Below are 17,062 nucleotides of genomic sequence, written 5' to 3'. Positions count from 1 at the left end.
TTCTTCCGGAGGCTCGCCGGTGATGGCCGGGTCGACGCCTGTGCGGCCCAGGGTAACGCACGGGTGCCGCCCGGACCTCGGGCCGGGCGGCACCCCGCGGGTCACCGGACGGTCACCGTGACCGGCGCGGTCGGGGTCGACCCGGCGGCGTTGCGCAGCTCGGCGACCAGCACGTGCGTCCCCGGGGCGACGTCGGTGAGGGTCGAGCGGACCGTCTGGCGACCGGGCGTCGCGGGCACGAGCGCCTGCCGGTCGACCTCGACGCCGTCGAGCGTGAGCACGTACTCGTCGCCGTTCGTGCCCCACCAGAGCGTGGTGGTGACGACGAGGCCGGCGCCGGACCGCGTCGCGGACACGACGGCGCGCCCGGGGGCCGCGTCGCGCACGACGACCGTGTGCGGGCGGGACCGGGTCTCGCCGTACGGGTTGAGCAGTTCGACGACGTACTCGTAGGTCCCGTCGACGCGGCCCGTCACGGGGAACGCGACGTGCTGCGGCGCGGGCGACGTGCCGGTGAGGCGCTGCGCGGCGACGAGCACGCCGTTCTCGTACAGCTTCGCGACCGTGCCGTTCTGCCCCCACCACAGGTCGGCCGACACCGTGTAGTCCCCGTCGCGCAGGCCGGTGTCCCAGCCGTCGTCGTCGCGGACCACGGGCGTCCCGGGTGGGCCGGACGCGACGGGCGTGCCCGAGTCGAGGACGCCCGCACCGGCCTCGGCCCGGACAGTCGCGGCCACGTCGGCGGTGGCGTCGAGCGTGTAGGCGTAGGCGTCGGCGGGGTCCCAGCGGACGTCCGGCGACAGGGGCGCCGTCGTCGTCGCGTTGAACGCCGCGAGCAGGTCGACGGGCTCCCCGTTCACCAGCGAGCCGGTCTCGCGCAGCTGGGTGCCGCCCCAGCCGGCGACCACCGTCGCCGGGTCCGAGCCGTCGAGCAGCTCGAACGCGTTGTTCTCCGCGACGATGCTGCTCTCCTTGCCGGCGCCCAGGTAGTACTGGAAGAACGCCTCGTCCGGCGCGTACAGCTCGGCCCGGACCTGCTCGTACAGGTTGTTGTACACGTGGACGTCGCCGAACCGTACGCGTGGCGCCCGCTGCCCGATGTCGGTCCACCGGTTGTGGTGCAGCGTGACGCGGTGCTGGCCACGGTCCTGCGTGCGCGAGTCCGACGAGCCGATGAGGTCCGTCTTGTCGTGCTGGTCGAAGTGGTTGTACGAGATCGTCACGAGGTCCGCGCCGTGCGTCACGTCGAGCAGGCCGTCGTGCACCTCGAACGGCCGCCCGTACACCGTCTCGAGGCTCGCAGGCGGGTGCTCGCCGTCGTCGAACGTGCTGTGGTCGACCCACACGCTCGTCGACGTCCAGACGGACAGGTTGTCGTACGCGGAGTTCCAGTTGCCGCCCGAGTCGTTCGCGTCCCACTGCGGGAAGCAGTCGTAGGCGTCGCGCAGGGTGAGGTTGCGGACGACGACGTTCGACGCGTCCCGGATCCGCAGGGACGCGCCGACCACGGTCGCGTCGTCGCCGACCCCGACGAGGGTGACGTTGGAGCCGACGTGCTGGAGCGTGCGCTCGGCCTGCAGGGCGGCCGCCGCGACCCGGGCCTGCTCGAGCGGCCCGCTCGGGTCGACGCCCGGTCCGAAGGCCGCGACGTAGTCCGCCATCGAGAACGGCACCCCCGTGCCCGGCACGGTGACCTGCTGCTCGAGGTCGTGGCACGTGAGCCGGGTGCCGTCGGGCCGCACCCACGGGTCGAGCGTGCCGACCACGTAGACGATGCGCGGCACGGTGCTCGTCCGGGCGTCCGTCTGGGTGCCGCCCGGGCGGCCGGCGAGCACGTCGCGCAGCTCCTGCCAGGTGCGCACGACGTCCACGTGGGCGGCGTCGGCCGCCGACCCGCCCGTGGTGGACGTGGCCTGACGGAGCACGCCCTCGGGGCGGGTCGGCCCGGACCAGGAGGCCCACCCGTCGCCGGAGGCGACGACCTCGCGGCCGAGGTCGACGGCGCGCGCGGGCGCCTCGTGGCTCCCGGTGCTCCCGGCCGTGAGAGGCGGCGCGGCGGCGGCGGGGTCGGCCCCCGCACCGGCGGCGACGGTCGCGGCGGCGAGCAGCGCGAGCGCCGCCGTCCCGACCCGTCGGTGCCGGCGCCGCAGCCCGGGCGTGCGGTCGGGGTGGTGGCGGATCGTCGAGCGCATGGAACTCCCTCGTCCCTGCCGCCGGGCTCGCCGTCGTCGTCGGCCCGCGGTGCCTGACCTGAGAAACCGGTTTCTCACCGGTCGGGGATCAGCCTCGCAGACTCCAGGGGGAAAGCGCAATCCCGACGGAAGGGCGGGTCAGCCCACCGGATCCACGACGGCCGGCCGGCCGACCACTCCGACCTCCGCCGCGGCCGTCACGGGCGGCAGGGCCGACCACGGGAACGTGATCCACCGGTCGGTGCGCCGCCACACGTACGTCGGGTCGACGATCGACCGCGCCTTCGCGTACAGCACCGCCGTCCGCACCTCCGCGCAGTGCTCCGCCATGAGCTCCTGCACGAGCGCGAGCGTCTCGCCGGTGTCCGCCACGTCGTCGACCACGAGCGCCCGCAGGCCGGTCAGCGCGTCCGTGTCGAGCAGCGGCGGCAGCACCACCGGATCAGGCAGCCGCTCGTCGACGCCGGTGTAGAACTCGACGTTGAGCGTGCCGACGGCCTTGGTGTCCAGCGCGTACGCGAGCGCGCCACCCGGCGGCAGTCCCCCGCGCGCCACCGCGACCACCACGTCCGGCACGAACCCCGAGTCGGCGACCGACTGCGCGAGCTCCTGGATCGCGACGCCGAACAGGTCCCAGCCCAGCACCTCGCGGTCGTCGGGGAGCTCCTGGTCCGGGCCGGTCTCCATCGTCGCCATGGTCGGCAGGCTACGTCGCGAAGGTTGCCGACGCGTTGCGGGGCGGACACCGGCCACGACCGACGACGTAACCCGCGACACTCGTCCGCATGACGCCCCCACTCGTCCTGCTCGACCTCGACGGCACGCTGATCGACTCGGGGCCGACCATCACGGCGTCGGTCGCGGCTGCGTACGACGAGCTCGGGCTGCCGGTGCCGGCACCGGCGCTCCTCCGGTCGTTCGTCGGCCCGCCGCTCGCCGACGTCTTCCGTGCGCACGGCGTCCCGCCGGCGAGGGTCGCGGACGCGGTCGCGGCGTACCGCCGGGTCTACGTCGGCGGGGCGATGCTCGGCGCCACGGTGTTCGACGGGATCCCCGACGCGCTCGCCGGCCTGCGCCACGCGGGCCTGCGGCTCGTGGTGGCGACCGCCAAGCCGGAGGCCTACGCCTCGACGCTCTGCGACCACCTCGGCCTGTCCCCGCTGCTCGACGGCCTCGCGGGCGCGTCCCTCGACGGGACGCGGTCCTCAAAGGCCGCCGTCGTCCGTCGGGCGCTCGACGGTCACGGCGGCGTCCCGAGACGCACCCTCATGGTCGGCGACCGCGAGCACGACGTGCACGGCGCCCGGGCGCACGGCATCGACTGCCTCGGCGTCGCGTGGGGGTACGCGGCGCCGGGCGAGCTGACCGCCGCCGGGGCCGTCGGGCTCGTCGACCAGCCGGCCGACCTCGCCGCCGAGGTGCTCGCGAGCCTGGAGCGGCTCGCCGCTTGACGTTGACGCTGCGTCAACTCCTACCGTGGAGGTCACACGGAAAGGGAGGGCGCGGATGGAGGCCTCGATCCAGGAGGTCGCCCGGCTCACGGGCACCACGAGCCGCACGCTGCGGCACTACGACGCGATCGGGCTCCTCGAGCCCAGCCGGGTCGGCGACAACGGCTACCGCTGGTACGACGAGCGCTCGCTCGTGCGCCTGCAGCGCATCCTGCTGCTGCGCGGGCTCGGCCTCGGGCTGCCCGAGATCGGCCGCGTGCTCGACCGCGAGCAGGACGAGTCGGCGGCGCTGCGCCGCCACCTCGACTGGCTGCGCAGCGAGCAGCACCGGCTGGCCCGCCAGGTCGCCTCCGTGGAGCGCACCCTCATCGCACGAGAAGAAGGAGGTCGGCTCATGGCCGAGGACATGTTCGACGGGTTCGACCACACGCAGTACAAGGCGGAGGTCGAGGAACGCTGGGGACCCGACACGTACGCCGCGTCGGACGCCTGGTGGCGCGGGATGAGCGACGAGGAGCGCGCCGCGTGGAAGGCCCGGACCGCGGAGCTGTCCGCCCAGTGGGCGCAGGCGGCGCAGGCCGGGACCGACCCCGGGTCCGAGCACGCCCAGGACCTCGCCCGACGGCACGTCGCGTGGCTGTCGTCGATCCCCGGCACGCCCGGGCACGGGTCGACGCCGGTCCGGGAGTACATCGAGGGGCTCGCCGACATGTACGTCTCCGACGCCCGCTTCGTCGCGTCGTACGGCGGCGAGCAGGGCGCCACGTTCGTCCGCGACACGCTGCACGAGTACGCCGCCCGGCACCTGTGAGGTGACCGCCGCCCGGCCCGGGCAGGGTCGGGCGGCGCAGGCCCGTCGGCGCGGGCCCGTCGGCGCGGGCCGTCGGCGCAGGCCCGTCGGCGCGGGTCACCCGTCCCGGTGCAGCGACCGCTGCCACTCCTCGTGCAGGTCCGCGAAGCGGCCACCCCCCGCGACCAGCTCGGCCGGCGACCCGTCCTCGACGACGCGGCCGCCGTCGACCACGAGCACCCGGTCCGAGCCCATGACGGTCGACAGCCGGTGCGCGATGACCACCGCCGTCCGGCCGGCGAGCAGCGTGCGCAGGCCCTCCTGCACGAGCGCCTCGCCCGGGACGTCGAGCGAGCTCGTCGCCTCGTCGAGGATGAGCAGCGTGGGGTCCGCAAGGAACGCCCGCGCGAACGACACGAGCTGGCGCTGCCCCGCCGACAGCCGCACGCCGCGCTTGTCGACCTCGGTGTCGTACCCGTCCGGCATCGACGCGATGAGGTCGTGCACGCCGACGGCCCGCGCCGCCGCCTCGATCTGCGCGGCCGACGCACCCGGTCGACCGAGCGCGATGTTCGCGCCCACCGACCCCGAGAACAGGTACGCCTCCTGGGTCACCATGACGACCGCGCGACGCAGGTCGACCGGGTCCACGTCCCGCAGGTCGACGCCGTCGAGCAGCACCGCCCCCGCGCGCACGTCGTAGAACCGGGCGAGCAGCTTCGCGACCGTCGACTTGCCCGCGCCGGTCTCACCGACGAGGGCGACCGTCCGACCGGCGGGCAGGTGCAGGTCGAACCGGGGCAGCACGGTCGGGCCCGAGCCGTAGCCGAACTCGACGCCGTCGAACCGCACGTCGCCACGCGGCCGCGCGAGCCGGACGGGCCGCTCCGGGTCCGGGACGGTGGGCTCCTCGGCGAGCAGCGCGGCGAGCTTCTCCAGCGCGGCCGTGGCCGACTGGAACGCGTTGTAGAACATGCCGATCTGGGACAACGGGTTGAAGAACCGCTTGGCGTACAGCACGGCCGCGACGAGCACCCCGACGTCGAGACCGCCGTCGAGCGCCCGCAGGCCGCCGACCAGCAGCACCGCCGCGACGGTGACGTTGCCGATGAGCGTCAGGCTCGTGTCGAACACGCCGTTGACGCGGATCGCCTCGGCGTTGATGCCGCGGTAGTCCTCGGAGAGGTCGTCGTACGTCGCGGCCACCTGCGTCTCGCGGCGGAACGCCTGCACCGCGCGGATGCCGGTCATCGTCTCCACGAACCGCACGATGAGCCGCGCCGCCGCGGTGCGCTGCCGGCGGTACTGCACCTGGGAGCGGACCTGGAACCAGCGGGTCACGACCAGCCCGGGCAGGAGCGCCGCGAGCAGCAGGAGGCCGCTGCGCCAGTCGAGCAGCGCGAGCGACACGGCCGTGAGCACCATCGCGAGCGCGCTGCTCGCCAGGGTCGTGACCCCGCCGTCGAGCAGCTCGCGCAGCGCGTCGAGGTCGGACGTCTGGCGGCTGATGATGCGGCCCGACGTGTACCGCTCGTGGAACTCCAGGCTCAGGCGCTGCGTGTGCCGGAACACCCGTCGGCGCAGGTCGAGCAGGATCGTCTGGCTGACCCGGGCCGTCGAGCGCACGGCCGCGGCGGTGAGCAGGCCGCCGAGCAGCGCGGTGACCAGGTACGCGCCCGAGGCGAGCGTGATCGGCACCGCGTCGCCGTCGGTCAGGGCGGGCAGGGCGTGGTCGATGCCGTACGCGACGAACGCGGGACCGGCCACGGCCGCGAGCTGCGACCCGACGACGAGCGCCACGGTCCACCACGTCGGCCGGGAGACCGGCCGCAGCAGCGAGCGGAGCAGGGCGAGCGACCGCCGCCGGATCCGCCGCGACTCCTCGCGGGGGACGTCGGGCCGCTCGGTGGGCAGCTCGGTCTGGGCGGTCATCGGGCCACCTCCGTGCCGATCCCGTGCAGCACGTCGACGTCCTCGTCGGACGCGTCCCGCGGCGAGCGCATCGCGGTGAGGACGTACCGGTAGTGAGGGTGCTCCGCGAGCAGGTCCTGGTGCCGGCCGACGCCGGTGATCCGGCCGTCCTCGAGGACCGCGACCCGGTCGGCGAGCGCGACGGTCGAGGGGCGGTGCGCGACGACGAGCGTGGTGGTGCCGGTGAGCACCTCGCGCAGCCGGGCCGTCACGGCGGCCTCCGTCGCGACGTCGAGCGCGGACAGCGGGTCGTCGAGCAGCAGCACCCGGGGCCGCACGGCGATCGCGCGGGCGAGCGCGACGCGCTGCCGCTGCCCGCCGGACAGGCTGAGACCCTCCTCGCCGATCACGGTGTCGAGCCCGTCGGGCAGCGCGTGCACGAACCCCGCGCTGGCGACCTCGAGGGCCTGCGTCACGACGGCGTCGGCGTCGCCGGGCTCGTCGACGCCCATCAGCACGTTCTCGCGGACCGACGCCGAGAACAGGATCGGCTCCTCGAACGCGACCGCCACCGCCCGGCGCAGGTCGGTCCGTGCGAGGTCCCGCACGTCGACGCCGTCGATGCGGACCGACCCGGCGGTGACGTCGTACAGCCGGGGCACGAGCTGCAGGAGCGTCGTCTTGCCGCTGCCGGTGAGCCCGACGAGCGCAATCGTCTCCCCCGGCTCGAGCGTGAGGTCGACGCCGGCGAGCACGTCGTCCACGCGGCCCTGCTCGGGGACGGGGCGACCCGCGACGACCGCGGGGTGACGGAACCGCACGCCTGCGAGCTCGACGCGCGAGCCCGCGGGGTCGGCGGCCGGCAGGGTTGCGGGCACCGCCGGGTCGCGGACCGTGGACCCGGTGTCCACGACCTGCAGGAACCGGTCGGTCGCGGCCTTCGCGTCGAACGTCATCGCGAGCAGCTGGCCGAGCCGCTCCACGGGGTTGTTGACGGACGCCGCCGTGGCGAAGAACGCGACGAGCGCGCCGACGCTGAGCTCACCCCGCGCCGCGAGCGACACCCCGATCGCGAGCGCGACCGCGAGCACGGCCTCCGGGATCGCCCCGAGCGCGAACGACACGCGCGACAGGGTGCGGGCCTTGTGCACCTCCGTCTCGCGCAGCTCGGACGCCTGCCGGGAGAAGTCGTCGAGCGCGTCCTCGCCGCGCCCGAACGCCTTGAGCACGCGGATCCCGTGCACCGACTCCTCGACGGCGGTCGCGAGGTCGCCCGCCTGCTCGCGTGCCCGCCGCGCGACGACCTTGTAGTCCTCGCGGAACCGGAACCCGAGCCACACCATGGGCACGGCGCCGACGAGGTAGACGAGCCCGAGCTGCCAGCTCGTGAGAAACATCAGGACGGTGCCGACGACCACGGTGACGGCGCTGACCACCAGCATGACCAGCCCGAACACCGTCCACCGGCGGATCGTGCCGAGGTCGCCCATCGCCCGGGACAGCAGCTGCCCGCCGGACCAGCGGTCGTGGAACTCGACGGGCAGGTCGAGCAGGTGACGGAACAGCGACGTCCGCATCTCGCGCTCGACGGTCGTGCCGGGCGTGGCGATCAGCGCACGGCGGCACCACACGAAGAACGCCTCGAGCACGCCGAGGACGAGCACCAGGAGCGCACCGAGGACGACGCCCTGCCGGGACCCGTCGCTCAGCAGCGGACCGTTGACGATCGCGCGCAGCACCTGCGGCACCGCGAGAGCGAGCAGGCTCGCGGCGAGGGCGGTCAGACCGCCGACGAGCACGCGCGGGAGGGCAGGTCGCGCCCACGCGACGAGGCGGAGCAGGACGCGCGTGGTCGACTCGCCGTCGCGGCGGGTGAGGGGTGGGGGCGGGACAGGGCGTGCGGGCGACGCTGAAGGCACACCGTTACCCTACGTAATGATTTCGCCGCTCGCCCGCGGGTGTCCGCGATGCGACCCTCAGACCCCCGTGCGCGCCGTCTTGGTGTTGCTCGCCTGTGCGCGCGGCCGCACCACGAGGGTGTCGATGTTGACGTGCGACGGGCGCGTCAGGGTCCACACGATCGCGTCGGCGATGTCCTCCGCCACCAGCGGCTGGTACCCGGCGTACACGGCGGCCGCCCGCTCGGCGTCCCCGCCGAAGCGGACGAGCGCGAACTCGTCCGTCGCGACCGCACCCGGCGCGATCTCGATGACGCGGATCGGCTCGCCGACGATCTCCCAGCGCAGCGTCGTCGCGAGCATCTGCTCGGCGGCCTTCACGCCCGTGTAGCCCGCTCCACCCTCGTACGGGCCGAACGCGGCGGTCGACGTGACGACCACGACGTCCGCCTCGTCGCGCTCCCGCAGCACCGGCAGCAGCGCCTGCGTGACCTGGAGCGTGCCCAGCACGTTGAGCTCGTACATCGCCCGCCACTGCTCCACGTCGCCCGACTCCACCGGGTCGAGGCCGAAGGCGCCGCCGGCGTTGTTCACGAGGGCGTCCGCACCCCCGGTGTCGCGCACGTGCGCCGCGAGCCGGGCCACGTCCGCGGGCACGGTGACGTCCGCGACCACGGTGTCCGCGCCGGTCTCGCCCGCGAGCGCGGCCAGCCGGTCGCCACGGCGGGCCGTCGCGACGACGTCCCACCCCTGCGCCCGCAGGCTGCGGACGGTCGCGGCACCGATGCCCGACGAGGCCCCGGTGACGACGGCGCGGCGAGGGCGGGTGGCGGTGGTCATGCGGGCTCCTGGGGTCCGGAGGGGCGGGGGGCCCATCATTCCTCGACGTGACCCCTACGGTGGACGACGACCAGCAGACGAGGAGACCGACGCGTGCGCATCCCCCTGTTCCAGCTCGACTCCTTCACGACGACGCGGTTCGCCGGCAACCCGGCCGCCGTCATGCCGGTGGGCTCGTTCCCCGCCGACGACGTCATGCGTGCGCTCGCCGCCGAGAACAACCTCTCGGAGACGGCGTTCCTCGTCCCCGACGGGGACGGCTACCTGATGCGCTGGTTCACGCCGACCGTCGAGGTCCCCCTGTGCGGGCACGCGACGCTCGCGAGCGCGGCGGTCGTCATGGAGCGGCTCGAGCCGGGGCGGCAGAGCGTCGTGTTCCGCACGGCGAGCGGTCCGCTCACGGTCCGCCGCACCGACGGCGGCTACGTCATGGACTTCCCCGCCCACCGCAGCACGCGTGTCGAGGAGCCGCCCGGGCTGGCCGACGCGCTGGGTGCGGCGCCCGTCGAGGTGTGGCGGAACGCGTCCAACCTGCTCGCCGTGTTCGAGGACGCCTCGACGGTCCGGGCGATGGTGCCGGACCACGGCGCCGTCCGCAGGCTGACGCCTGGCACGACAGGGCTCGTCGTCACCGCCCCGGGCGACGAGGGGTACGACTTCGTGAGCCGCTACTTCGCCCCGGCCAAGGGCATCCCCGAGGACCCGGTGACCGGCGGCGCGCACTGCACGCTCACGCCCTACTGGGCCACCCGCACGGGCGGCACGCGCTTCTCGGCCTACCAGGCCTCGGCGCGCGGCGGGTCGCTGACCTGCACCCTCGTCGGCGAGCGTGTGGAGCTCGAAGGGGCCGTCGTCTTCTACTCCGAGGGCCACGCCGAGGTCTGACGGGTTCCGATCCGGCCGGCCGCGACCTACGCTGTGCCACGGAACCCGGCCGGACGTGGCCGTGGTCGTGCCGCCCGGACGTGGGCGGTCCTCCGGGGTGCGACGTGCACCCGCCCCCGTTCGTGCGCGTAGGCCGCGCCGTCCCCGTCCGAGCGCCCGGTCCCGTCCGGGTGCCGACCCCCGGAGCCCACGCATGCCCTTCCGCGTCCGTCCTGCCGTGTCCGTCCTCGCCGGTGCCGCCGTGCTGGCGCTCGCCGGCTGCGCGCCCGACGACGGCTCGACGGCCACCGCGGCGGTGAGCGCACCTGCGTCCGCGACGTTCGCGCCCGTCACGCTCGACAACTGCGGCACGCCGGTCACCGTCGACGCGCCGCCCGAGCGGGTCGTGACCATCAAGTCGACCGCCACGGAGATGCTGCTCGCGCTCGGCCTGCAGGACCGGATGGTCGGCACGGCGTTCGCCGACGGACCCGTGCCCGACGAGTACGCCGCGGCGTACCGGTCGGTCCCCGTCGTGTCCGACAAGGTGCCCGGCCAGGAGGCGGTGCTCGCCCTCGGCCCCGACCTCGTCTACGGCGGGTGGGAGTCGAACTTCTCCGCCGACGGCGCGGGTGACCGGCCGACCCTCGCCGACCGGGGCATCGCCTCGTACGTCTCGCCCGCGGCGTGCAAGGAGAAGGGGTACATGCCGGACCGGCTCACGTTCGACGACGTGTTCGACGAGATCCGTGAGGTCGCCGCGATCTTCGGGGTGACCGACCGGGCCGAGGCGCTCGTCGCCGACCAGCGCGACCTGCTGGCGTCGGCGCAGCAGCCCGCTCGGCCGACGACCGCGCTCTGGTACAGCTCGGGCGGCGACCAGCCCTACGTCGGCGCCGGCATCGGGGCACCGCAGATGATCATGGACGCCGCCGGGCTCACGAACGTGTTCGCGGACGTGCACGACACCTGGACGTCGACCGGCTGGGAGCAGGTCGTCGCCGCCGACCCCGACGTCATCGTGCTGGTCGACGCCACGTGGAACACCGCGGACTCGAAGATCGCGCTGCTCGAGGGCAACCCGGCGACGTCCCAGCTCACCGCCGTGCGCGAGCACCGGTACCTCACGGTGCCGTTCGCCGCGTCCGAGGCCGGGGTCCGCAACGCGGAGGCCGTGGTGCGGCTCGACGAGCAGCTCGCCGAGCTCGGCGGGTGACCACCTCGCTCCCCGCGACGCGGGGCACCGCGCGCGACGCCGACCCGGCCACGCCTCCGGGACGCCGCCGCGCCCCCCTCGCGATCCTCGTGGCGGCCGGCGGCGCGCTCCTCGTCGCGACCGTGCTCGTCGCGGTCACGATCGGTCCCGCCGACCTCGCCGTCACCGAGGTGGCCCGCAGCATCGCCCACCACCTCGGCCTGGACGTGACGCCGGTCCCCCGGCTGCACGACGCGATCGTCTGGGAGCTGCGCCTGCCGCGGGTCCTGACCGCCGCCGCGGTCGGCGCGGGCCTCGCGCTCGCAGGCGCGGTCATGCAGTCCCTCACGCGCAACCCGCTGGCCGACCCGTACCTGCTCGGGCTCTCGTCGGGCGCGTCGCTCGGCGCGGTCGCGGTGCTCGTCGTCGGCGTCGGCCTGCTGCTGCCGGTGGCGGCGTTCGCCGGGGCGCTCGCGGCCCTGGTCGCGACGCTCGCCCTGGCCCGCACGGGCGGCTCGCTCACCCCCGCGCGGACCGTGCTCGCCGGGCTCGCCGTGTCGCAGCTGTGCGCGGCGGGGACGTCGTTCGTCATCTTCTGGACGGCGACGGGCGACTCCTACCGCGAGATCCTCAGCTGGCTGCTGGGCTCGCTCGCCGGCGCCACCTGGCAGACCGTCGCGATCGCCGGGGTCGCGCTGGTCGTCGTCGGGGCCGTCGTGCTCGCGAGCGCTCGCCGGCTCGACGCGTTCACGTTCGGCGACACGGCCGCCGCGGCGCTCGGCGTCGACGTGGACCGCACGCGGTGGGGGCTGATGACCGCGGTCGCGCTGCTCACCGGTGCGATGGTCGCCGTCAGCGGCGCGATCGGGTTCGTCGGGCTCGTGCTCCCCCACGCCGTGTCGGTGCTCACCGGTCCCGCGCACCGGCGGCTGCTGCCCGTCGCGGCCCTCGTCGGCGCGACGTTCCTGGTGTGGGCGGACACCCTGGCGCGCACCCTGTTCGACCCGCGCGAGCTGCCCGTCGGCATCGTCACCGCCCTCGTCGGGGTGCCGGTCTTCGCGGTGCTGCTGCGCCGGGGACGGGGTGCCGCATGGAGCTGACCCTGGACCGCCTGAGCGCACGCCTGGGCGGACGCTGGGTCGTCGACGGGATCGACGCGACCCCGCCCGCCGGGCGTCTCACGGGCCTCCTCGGCCCCAACGGCGCCGGCAAGACGACCCTGCTCCGGCTCGTCGCGGGCGTGCTGAGCCCCGAGCGCGGTGCGGTCCTCGTCGACGACGGCACCGCCGTGCACGACCTGCCACGGCGCACGCGCGCCCGCCGGATCGCCCTGCTCGAGCAGGAGTCGACGAGCACCGCGCCCCTCACGGTCCGCGAGGTCGTCGCGCTCGGACGCATCCCGTACCGCACGCTGTGGGGCCGCGACGAGGACGACGGCGCGGTCGACCGTGCCCTGGCCTCCGCGCAGGCCGCCGAGCTGGCCGACCGCGCGTGGTCCACGCTGTCGGGGGGTGAGCGGCAACGGGTGCACGTCGCGCGGGCGCTCGCCCAGGAGCCCGACCTGCTGCTGCTCGACGAGCCCACCAACCACCTCGACGTCAGCGCCCAGCTGAGCCTGCTCGCGTTCGTCCGCGACCTGGGCACCACGACGGTCGCCGCCCTGCACGACCTCAACCTGGCGGCGGCGTTCTGCGAGCACGTGCTCGTGCTGTCGCAGGGGCGGCTCGCGGCGGCCGGGCACCCACGCGAGGTGCTGCGGCCGCCGCTCCTGCGGGAGGTCTACGGCGTCGAGGCCGACGTGCTCGAGCACCCGCGCACGGGGCGGCCCGTGATCGCGTTCCACGAACCTGCGAGAGGTGTGTCTGCATGAAGGTCACCGTCCTGTCCGGTGGTGTCGGCGGCGCCCGGTTCACCCGCGGTCTGCTCGCGCTGCTCGCGCCGTCCGCGGAGGTCACGGTCGTGGCGAACACCGGCGACGACCTGTGGCTGCACGGCGTGCGGGTCTGCCCCGACCTCGACACGCTCATGTACACGCTCGGCGGCGCCGTGCACGAGGACCAGGGCTGGGGGCGGCGCGACGAGTCGCGGCGCGTGTCCGACGACCTGGCCGCCTACGGGCTCGGCTGGGAGTGGTTCACGCTCGGCGACCTCGACCTCGCCACGCACCTGGCCCGCACGGAGCTGCTGCGGTCCGGCCTGCCGTTGTCCCAGGTCACGGCCCGCCTGTGCGAGCGGTGGGCGCCCGGCGTGACGCTGCTGCCGATGTCCGACCAGGAGGTCGAGACGCACGTCCGCCTCGCCGACGGCCGCCTGATCCACTTCGAGGAGTGGTGGGTCCGGCACCGTGCGGCGCTCCCCGCCGTGGGGTTCGAGCAGGTGGGGCTCGCGTCCGCGACGGCCGGTCCCGGGGTCGTCGAGGCGCTGCGCGACGCGGACGTCGTCGTGCTGCCGCCGTCCAACCCCGTCGTCTCGGTCGGGACGATCCTCGCGGTCCCGGGGATCCGGGACGCCCTCGCCACGACCGCAGCCCCGGTGGTCGGGGTCAGCCCCGTGGTGGGCGGGGCACCCGTGCGGGGCATGGCGGACGCCTGCCTCACCGCGATCGGGGTCGCGACGGACGCCGCCGCCGTCGCCCGTCACTACGGCCGTCGGGCCGAGGGCGGCGTGCTGGACGGCTGGCTCGTGGACGACGCCGACGCCGCGGCCGCGGACGTCCTGAGGGCGCAGGGGTGGACGGTGCGCGCCGCGCCGACGCTCATGACGGACGTCCCGACGACGGCCGCCATCGCCGCGGCCGCTCTCGGGCTCGTCGACCGGCTGCCCTGATCCGGTCAGCCACGCGGCACCGGTCAGCCACGCGGCGCGACGTCGCCGAGCACCGCCCGCGTCCGCGGCCCCGCGTCGTGGGCCGCCCTCGCGAGGTCCACCGGCACGTCCACGTCCCGCCGCAGGCTCGACGTCCCCGGCACGTCGAGCCGCACGTGGCCGAGGGCCTCGTGCGCGGCGGCCGAACCGGCACCGAACCGCGGTCGCAGGTCGAGCCCGGGCGCGACCGTGAGCAGCGTCGTCCCCGTGCCGCCCAGGTCGGCGACGACCGTGCGCGGACGGTGGGCGGCGAGGTCGAGCGCCGCCGCGAGGTCGTCCGGGCGCAGGGCGGGCAGGTCGCCGAGCAGCACCGCGACCCCCGCCCCGGGGTCCAGCGCGGCCGCGCGGTCGGCACCGGCGAGCACGGCCGCGTCGAGGCCCGGCTCGACCGCGCCCGCGGGTCGCGTGGTCGGCGACGGCTCGTCGACCGCCTCCGCACCGGTAGGCAGACCGAGCCGCACGGGCTCGTCGGCCGTCACGACGAGCACGCGCACCACGCCACGCGTCGCCACGGCGGCGGCGACCGTGTCGAGCGCCATGGCCCGCACGAGCGCCTGACGGTGGCTCTCCGGCAGGACGCCCGCGAGCCGCGTCTTGCCGGCCGTCGCCGTCTTCACGGGCACGACGACGACCCAGCGGGTCACCGGCACGTCGCCACGCGGCGCCACGAGTGCTGCGGACCGCGGGGCCCGGGGCCGCCGGCGAGGCGCAGGACCGGCGGGCACGTCGACATGCCGCGACCCTACCCACCGCCCGCCGACCGCAGGACGAGCCGTCCGACGACGCGAGAGGATGACCCCCATGACGCTGTGGCTCACGGGTGACCCCTCCGCCGACCGCCTCCTGTCGGAGGACCCCTTCGCGCTCCTCGTCGGGATGCTCCTCGACCAGCAGGTGACGATGGAGAGCGCGTTCGCCGGCCCGTCGAAGATCGCCGACCGGATGGGCGGCCTCGACCCGGGCCGCATCGCGGCGGCCGACCCCGACGAGTTCGTCGCCCTCTGCTCGACGCCGCCCGCGGTGCACCGCTACCCCGGCTCGATGGCGGGCCGCATCCAGGCGGTCGCCGCGGAGGTCGTGGGCACGTACGGCGGTGACGTGACGCGGCTGTGGACCGACGGCGTGCCGGACGGCGCGACGGTGCTGCGCCGGCTCAAGGCGCTGCCCGGGTTCGGCGACCAGAAGGCGCGCATCTTCCTGGCGCTGCTCGGCAAGCAGGCCGGGGTCACGCCCGACGGGTGGCGCGAGGCCGCCGGGGCCTACGGCGACGTGGACGCCCGCAGGTCCATCGCCGACGTCACGGACCCGCAGTCGCTCGCCGAGGTGCGGGCGACGAAGCAGGCGGCGAAGGCGGCGGCGAAGGCGGCGCGCGGCTGAGCGCACCCGCCCGGGTGACGTCCGCCTCTGCCCGGGCCGTCGTGTGGAAGCATCGGCCGCGTGATCGTGGTGACGACGAACGAGGTCCCGGGCTACCGCATCCAGGCCGTGCTCGGCGAGGTGATGGGCCTGACCGTGCGCGCGACGAACATCGGCCAGTCGTTCACGGCGGGCCTGCGCGCCATCGGCGGCGGCGAGCTGCCGGAGTTCACGAAGATCATGTACGAGAGCCGCCACGAGGTGATGCGACGGATGGTCGCCGAGGCGCAGCAGCGCGGCGCGAACGCGGTCGTCGCGATGCGGTTCGACACCGACTCGCTGCAGCAGTTCTCCGAGGTGTGCGCGTACGGCACGGCCGTGGTCGTCGAGCCGATCCCGGCCGGCGAGCCGGGTGCCACGCCGCAGTCGGCGAGCGTCGCCGCGACACCGCCGCCCGCCTGAGCGCGGCCGGTCAGGGGCCGGGCGGCCACTGCCCCTTCGTCTCGAGCACGCGCCGCGCGGCGGCCTCCACCTTCGCGCGGAACGCCGCGTCGGCACGGGCACGGCCCAGCACCGCCGTGACCATCGCGTGCGCGACCGTCGGGTCCTTGGACACGAGCACCAGGTCGACCCCCGCGTCGAGGGCCAGCACCGCCCGGTCGCCGGGAGACCACGCGGCGACCTGCTCGGCGCCGGACAGGTCGTCGGTGACGACGAGACCGTCGAAGCCCAGGTCGCCGCGCAGCATCCCGCCGACGACGGTCGACGAGAACGCCGCGGGCGTGCCCGGGTCGATCCGGCTGTAGACCGCCGTCGACACCATCACGCACTCCGCACCCGCCTCGATCCCGGACCTGAACACGTCGACCGACGCGTCGTCGCGCGTCGTCACCGTGTCGGTCACCCCGTCCGCCGAGTCGGTGTCCTCGGTGACCCGGCCGAGGCCCGGGAAGTGCTTGATCGCGACGTCGACGCCGGCGGCCCGCATCCCGTCGGCGAACGCGTTCGCGTGGCTCGTCACCGTGCCCGGGGTGAAGCCGTAGCTCCGGCCGAGGGCGCCGACGGGCGGGTTCGAGCCCGCCGTCGCCTGGTCGGGCACGAGGTCCATCACGGGGGCGAGGTTCAGGTCCACCCCGACGCCGGCCAGCTCGCCGCCCCACGTCGTGGCCTGGGCGCGCAGGTCCGCCGGGTCCAGCTGCGCCTGGTCGACGGCCGCCGGGATCGTCGAGAAGCCCGGGCCCTGGAGCACCTGCACCTGCCCGCCTTCCTGGTCGGTGGCCACGAGGAGCGGGGTGCCGTGCGTGGTCGCGTCCGAGACGAGGGCGGTGAACGAGTCGACGAGGGTGCGGGTGGGCGCCGCGCCGGCGTGCGTGCGGTTCTGCAGGAACAGGTTCCCGACGTGGTCCTGCCGGATCGCGTCGGTGCTCACCTGCTGCGGCGACGCGACGTCGACGCCGACCATGAACACCTGGCCGACCTGCTCCTCAAGCGACCACCCGGCCCACGCGTCGTCGGACGGGGACGGCGTGGGCTCCGGGGTCGGCGCACCGGGGACCACCGGCGCCGGGCCGCCGCCCTCCACGGGGCGCAGCGCGAACCACACGGCGACGGCGGAGGCGCCGAGCAGGACGAGAATGCCCGTGACCACCACCCACCCGGTCGCCGACCGCCGGCCACCCCGTGCGTGCTCGGGCGTCACG

At 75.2% G+C, this 17,062-nt stretch carries 16 protein-coding genes; 9 read left to right on the top strand and 7 right to left on the bottom strand.

Annotated features, from left to right (window positions below; all coding sequences use genetic code 11):
- Positions 1–101: 101 nt before the first annotated feature.
- On the bottom strand, positions 102–2,192 hold the full coding sequence (locus Cch01nite_RS12720; RefSeq protein WP_203754830.1) for a pectate lyase family protein: 2,091 nt from the start codon (positions 2,190–2,192) through the stop codon (positions 102–104).
- 138 nt (positions 2,193–2,330) lie between these two features.
- Positions 2,331–2,888 carry a phosphoribosyltransferase gene (locus Cch01nite_RS12715; protein ID WP_203754827.1) on the bottom strand — a complete coding sequence of 186 codons (558 nt, stop codon included), beginning with the start codon at positions 2,886–2,888 and terminating at the stop codon, positions 2,331–2,333.
- An 89-nt stretch (positions 2,889–2,977) separates the two neighbouring features.
- Here Cch01nite_RS12715 and Cch01nite_RS12710 point away from each other — a divergent pair, with 89 nt between their 5' ends.
- Entirely contained in the window at positions 2,978–3,643 is a 666-nt protein-coding gene (locus Cch01nite_RS12710) for an HAD hydrolase-like protein (RefSeq protein ID WP_203754824.1), read from the top strand.
- A gap of 55 nt (positions 3,644–3,698) precedes the next feature.
- The gene (locus tag Cch01nite_RS12705; RefSeq protein WP_203754822.1) at positions 3,699–4,454 is read left to right on the top strand and encodes a MerR family transcriptional regulator; all 756 of its coding nucleotides are present in this window, start codon (positions 3,699–3,701) and stop codon (positions 4,452–4,454) included.
- A gap of 96 nt (positions 4,455–4,550) precedes the next feature.
- Here the strand turns inward: Cch01nite_RS12705 and Cch01nite_RS12700 are convergent, their stop codons facing one another.
- From Cch01nite_RS12700 to Cch01nite_RS12690, 3 genes are read right to left on the bottom strand one after another with little or no spacing between them, the layout of a single operon-like run.
- Positions 4,551–6,365: an ABC transporter ATP-binding protein gene (locus tag Cch01nite_RS12700; protein WP_203754819.1), complete on the bottom strand. Its 1,815-nt coding sequence runs from the start codon at positions 6,363–6,365 to the stop codon at positions 4,551–4,553.
- On the bottom strand, positions 6,362–8,263 hold the full coding sequence (locus Cch01nite_RS12695; RefSeq protein ID WP_373309930.1) for an ABC transporter ATP-binding protein: 1,902 nt from the start codon (positions 8,261–8,263) through the stop codon (positions 6,362–6,364). The genes Cch01nite_RS12700 and Cch01nite_RS12695 overlap by 4 nt, the downstream gene beginning before the upstream one ends.
- 57 nt (positions 8,264–8,320) lie before the next feature.
- Complete coding sequence (locus Cch01nite_RS12690; RefSeq protein WP_203754816.1) at positions 8,321–9,082, bottom strand: SDR family NAD(P)-dependent oxidoreductase; 762 nt, start codon at positions 9,080–9,082, stop codon at positions 8,321–8,323.
- Positions 9,083–9,175: 93 nt separating this feature from the next.
- Between Cch01nite_RS12690 and Cch01nite_RS12685 the strand changes: the two genes are divergently transcribed.
- The 5 genes from Cch01nite_RS12685 (at position 9,176) to cofD (ending at position 13,967) form a co-directional block, all read left to right on the top strand.
- Positions 9,176–9,967 carry a PhzF family phenazine biosynthesis protein gene (locus Cch01nite_RS12685; RefSeq protein WP_203754812.1) on the top strand — a complete coding sequence of 264 codons (792 nt, stop codon included), beginning with the start codon at positions 9,176–9,178 and terminating at the stop codon, positions 9,965–9,967.
- Between the two features lie 193 nt (positions 9,968–10,160).
- Positions 10,161–11,162, top strand: a complete 1,002-nt coding sequence (locus Cch01nite_RS12680; RefSeq protein WP_203754808.1) for a putative F420-0 ABC transporter substrate-binding protein — start codon at positions 10,161–10,163, stop codon at positions 11,160–11,162.
- Positions 11,159–12,241 (top strand): putative F420-0 ABC transporter permease subunit, encoded by a 1,083-nt coding sequence (locus Cch01nite_RS12675; RefSeq protein ID WP_203754805.1) that lies wholly within the window; start codon positions 11,159–11,161, stop codon positions 12,239–12,241. The genes Cch01nite_RS12680 and Cch01nite_RS12675 overlap by 4 nt, the downstream gene beginning before the upstream one ends.
- Positions 12,232–13,011, top strand: coding sequence for a putative F420-0 ABC transporter ATP-binding protein (locus Cch01nite_RS12670; protein WP_203754801.1), 780 nt, complete (start codon positions 12,232–12,234; stop codon positions 13,009–13,011). Before Cch01nite_RS12675 ends, Cch01nite_RS12670 begins: the two co-directional genes overlap by 10 nt.
- Entirely contained in the window at positions 13,008–13,967 is a 960-nt protein-coding gene (gene cofD, locus Cch01nite_RS12665) for a 2-phospho-L-lactate transferase (RefSeq protein ID WP_203754785.1), read from the top strand. Before Cch01nite_RS12670 ends, cofD begins: the two co-directional genes overlap by 4 nt.
- Before the next feature lie 23 nt (positions 13,968–13,990).
- On the opposite strand, the gene cofC is transcribed toward cofD, so the two are convergent.
- Positions 13,991–14,656, bottom strand: coding sequence for a 2-phospho-L-lactate guanylyltransferase (gene cofC, locus Cch01nite_RS12660; protein WP_239070424.1), 666 nt, complete (start codon positions 14,654–14,656; stop codon positions 13,991–13,993).
- Between the two features lie 151 nt (positions 14,657–14,807).
- On the opposite strand from cofC, the gene Cch01nite_RS12655 reads away from it, so the two are divergent.
- Positions 14,808–15,383, top strand: a complete 576-nt coding sequence (locus tag Cch01nite_RS12655) for an HhH-GPD-type base excision DNA repair protein (protein ID WP_203754782.1) — start codon at positions 14,808–14,810, stop codon at positions 15,381–15,383.
- Between the two features lie 60 nt (positions 15,384–15,443).
- The gene (locus Cch01nite_RS12650) at positions 15,444–15,824 is read left to right on the top strand and encodes a YbjQ family protein (RefSeq protein ID WP_203754779.1); all 381 of its coding nucleotides are present in this window, start codon (positions 15,444–15,446) and stop codon (positions 15,822–15,824) included.
- Between the two features lie 10 nt (positions 15,825–15,834).
- Here Cch01nite_RS12650 and Cch01nite_RS12645 read toward each other — a convergent pair whose 3' ends face one another.
- Positions 15,835–17,061, bottom strand: coding sequence for a glycoside hydrolase family 3 N-terminal domain-containing protein (locus Cch01nite_RS12645; RefSeq protein WP_239070418.1), 1,227 nt, complete (start codon positions 17,059–17,061; stop codon positions 15,835–15,837).
- Position 17,062 lies beyond the last annotated feature (1 nt).

The sequence above is a fragment of the Cellulomonas chitinilytica genome (assembly GCF_016862675.1).
Classification (GTDB): Bacteria; Actinomycetota; Actinomycetes; order Actinomycetales; family Cellulomonadaceae; genus Cellulomonas; species Cellulomonas chitinilytica.
The sequence above is the reverse complement of the archived record's forward strand: the minus strand, read 5'-3'. Positions and strand labels throughout refer to the sequence as shown.

Excerpts from the sequence above, each read along its gene's own strand:
- Cch01nite_RS12720 (WP_203754830.1), bottom strand. The coding sequence starts at position 2,192 with ATGCGCTCGACGATCCGCCACCACCCCGACCGCACGCCCGGGCTGCGG.
- Cch01nite_RS12715 (WP_203754827.1), bottom strand. The coding sequence starts at position 2,888 with ATGGCGACGATGGAGACCGGCCCGGACCAGGAGCTCCCCGACGACCGC.
- Cch01nite_RS12710 (WP_203754824.1), top strand. The coding sequence starts at position 2,978 with ATGACGCCCCCACTCGTCCTGCTCGACCTCGACGGCACGCTGATCGAC.
- Cch01nite_RS12705 (WP_203754822.1), top strand. The coding sequence starts at position 3,699 with ATGGAGGCCTCGATCCAGGAGGTCGCCCGGCTCACGGGCACCACGAGC.
- Cch01nite_RS12700 (WP_203754819.1), bottom strand. The coding sequence starts at position 6,365 with ATGACCGCCCAGACCGAGCTGCCCACCGAGCGGCCCGACGTCCCCCGC.
- Cch01nite_RS12690 (WP_203754816.1), bottom strand. The coding sequence starts at position 9,082 with ATGACCACCGCCACCCGCCCTCGCCGCGCCGTCGTCACCGGGGCCTCG.
- Cch01nite_RS12680 (WP_203754808.1), top strand. The coding sequence starts at position 10,161 with ATGCCCTTCCGCGTCCGTCCTGCCGTGTCCGTCCTCGCCGGTGCCGCC.
- Cch01nite_RS12670 (WP_203754801.1), top strand. The coding sequence starts at position 12,232 with ATGGAGCTGACCCTGGACCGCCTGAGCGCACGCCTGGGCGGACGCTGG.
- cofD (WP_203754785.1), top strand. The coding sequence starts at position 13,008 with ATGAAGGTCACCGTCCTGTCCGGTGGTGTCGGCGGCGCCCGGTTCACC.
- Cch01nite_RS12655 (WP_203754782.1), top strand. The coding sequence starts at position 14,808 with ATGACGCTGTGGCTCACGGGTGACCCCTCCGCCGACCGCCTCCTGTCG.